This is a genomic window from Agrococcus sp. HG114 (genome assembly GCF_024723325.1).
In the GTDB taxonomy this organism is placed as follows: Bacteria; Actinomycetota; Actinomycetes; order Actinomycetales; family Microbacteriaceae; genus Agrococcus.
The window spans coordinates 1-1,957 of the sequence record NZ_JANQCH010000203.1 but is presented as its reverse complement, the minus strand read 5'-3'; the positions used below and the strand labels follow the sequence as shown (position 1 = coordinate 1,957).

The following is a 1,957-nucleotide window of genomic DNA, read 5'->3' as shown; positions in this document are numbered from 1 at the left end:
TGCCGCGGCGGCGCTCGACGCCGCGGTGCGAGGCGGTCGCCCGAGGCTCGGCGTCGAGTCCAGCGCCCGAGCTCAGCGCCCGAGCTCAGGGCTCCGCCTGCTCCACCTCCGCGGGCACCGCGGGCGCGGCGCCGCCGTCGCCGACCGGCGCCTCGATGCGCGTGCGGTGGAACGACTGCGCCGAGCGCGACGCGGTGGGGCCGCGCTGCCCCTGGTAGCGGTTGAGGTTGCCGCCCTGCCCGTAGGGCGTCTCGGCGGGCGACGAGAGCTGGAAGTAGCAGACCTGCCCGATCTTCATCCCCGGCCACAGCTTGATCGGCAGCGTCGAGACGTTCGAGAGCTCGAGCGTCACGTGGCCCGAGAAGCCCGGGTCGATGAAGCCCGCGGTCGAGTGCGTGAGCAGCCCGAGCCGGCCGAGCGACGACTTGCCCTCGAGGCGCGCGGCGACGTCGTCGGGCAGCGTGATGCGCTCGTACGTGGCGCCGAGCACGAACTCGCCCGGGTGCAGGATGAACGGCTCGTCGGGCCCGACCTCGACGAGCCGCGTGAGCTCCGGCTGGTCCTCCGCCGGGTCGATGTAGGGGTACTTGTGGTTGTCGAAGAGGCGGAAGGCGCGGTCGAGCCGCACGTCGACGCTCGAGGGCTGCACCATGCCGAGGTCGAGGGGCTCGAGGCCGAGCTCGCCCGCGGCGAGCCGGGCGCGGATGTCGCGATCGCTGAGCAGCACGAGCCCGAGGCTATCGCGCACGGGTGGGGCGGATGCGCTCGTGCGGTTCCCAGCCGAAGGGAGGACGATGGGTGCGGAGGAGGTCGCCATGGCCACGCACCGAGGACGCCGGCTCGAGGACTGGGTCGAGCTCGCCGCGGCCGCCGTCGAGCGCGCGCGCCAGTCGCTCGGCGACGACGAGGTGGCTCGCCGGGTCGCGGGGTCGGTGTCGGACGACGACTACGAGACGACGGTGCGCGTGCTGCGCACGATGGGCCGCGACCTGCAGTCGACGAGCCCCGACCTGAGCGCGCTCGACGCGCGCCTGCGCGGCGCGCACGTCGAGCCGCACCCGCACGTGCCCGAGGCGCCCGAGGACGCGGCGCCGCAGGACCCCGCGCCGCAGACCTCCGTCCCGCAGAACCCGGAGCCGACGCTCGGCGAGCTGCCGCGGCGCGAGCGCGGCGACGTGCGCCCGGCCGACCTCGCGCGCGAGCTGCTGCGGCTCCGCAACCCGATCCTGCCCCATCCGCGCGGCAGCCGGGCCCGCTAGACCGAACCGAGGGAGCCCGCATGCAGGAGCGCCGCGCCACGCACCACGAGCCCGTGCCGGGCGACCCGAGCGTGCCGGAGCTCGAGGAGGATCAGGACGTCGCGCCCCGCCCCGAGGAGGAGATCGCCGACGTGCTGCGCGCCGAGCCCGACACGGAGGACCACCGCACCGAGCAGCGCTGAGCCGATCGGCGGCGGCCGGGGTCAGCGCGCCCAGACCCCGCGCGCGACGCAGTAGAGCCCGTAGACGATGAGGCCCGCCGCGATCGCGACGAGGGCGGCGACGCCGCCCGGCACGGTCGTGAGCGAGTGCAGCGCGCCGTCGAGCCCGCCGGACTGCCGCGGGTCGTCGAGCACGGAGGCGACCACGAACAGCGCCCCCACGATCATGATCGCGACACCCTTCGCGACGAACCCCGGCATCCCGAGCGCCTCGACGAGCCGCCGGAACCGGCGCGGCGGCGCGACGTCCTCGAAGAAGCGCCGCCGGAGGCCGCGCAGCACGAACGCGACGCCGACGCCGACGATCACGAGCCCGGCGGCGGCGATGAGCCACGGCCCGGCCGGCGAGGCGAGCACCGACGACGTCACCGACTCGGCGGCCTCCTCGCCGTCGATGCGGCCGCCGAGCGCGAACACGAGCGCCACGCCGCCGACGGTCGCGTGCCCGACGCCGCGACCGGCCGCGCGGATCGCGTC

General features: G+C 76.0%; 4 protein-coding genes. 2 read left to right on the top strand and 2 right to left on the bottom strand.

Annotation, left to right across the window (positions count from 1 at the left end; all coding sequences use genetic code 11):
• Window positions 1-85: 85 nt before the first annotated feature.
• Window positions 86-727, bottom strand: coding sequence for a dCTP deaminase (gene dcd / locus NWP09_RS12635; RefSeq protein ID WP_258275852.1), 642 nt, complete (start codon window positions 725-727; stop codon window positions 86-88).
• An 88-nt stretch (window positions 728-815) separates the two neighbouring features.
• Between dcd and NWP09_RS12630 the strand changes: the two genes are divergently transcribed.
• Both NWP09_RS12630 and NWP09_RS12625 read left to right on the top strand, forming a co-directional pair.
• A complete protein-coding gene (locus NWP09_RS12630; RefSeq protein WP_258275851.1) occupies window positions 816-1,259 on the top strand; it encodes a hypothetical protein in 444 nt (147 codons plus the stop codon).
• Window positions 1,260-1,279: 20 nt separating this feature from the next.
• Window positions 1,280-1,441 (top strand): hypothetical protein, encoded by a 162-nt coding sequence (locus NWP09_RS12625; protein WP_258275850.1) that lies wholly within the window; start codon window positions 1,280-1,282, stop codon window positions 1,439-1,441.
• A 21-nt stretch (window positions 1,442-1,462) separates the two neighbouring features.
• On the opposite strand, the gene NWP09_RS12620 is transcribed toward NWP09_RS12625, so the two are convergent.
• Window positions 1,463-1,957 (bottom strand): DUF1206 domain-containing protein (locus tag NWP09_RS12620; RefSeq protein WP_258275849.1); only part of this gene is annotated, 495 nt, incomplete at its 5' end.

Bases quoted from the DNA above. Each gene is read 5' to 3' on its own strand.
- NWP09_RS12625 (WP_258275850.1), top strand. From the start codon at position 1,280: ATGCAGGAGCGCCGCGCCACGCACCACGAGCCCGTGCCGGGCGACCCG.
- NWP09_RS12630 (WP_258275851.1), top strand. From the start codon at position 816: ATGGCCACGCACCGAGGACGCCGGCTCGAGGACTGGGTCGAGCTCGCC.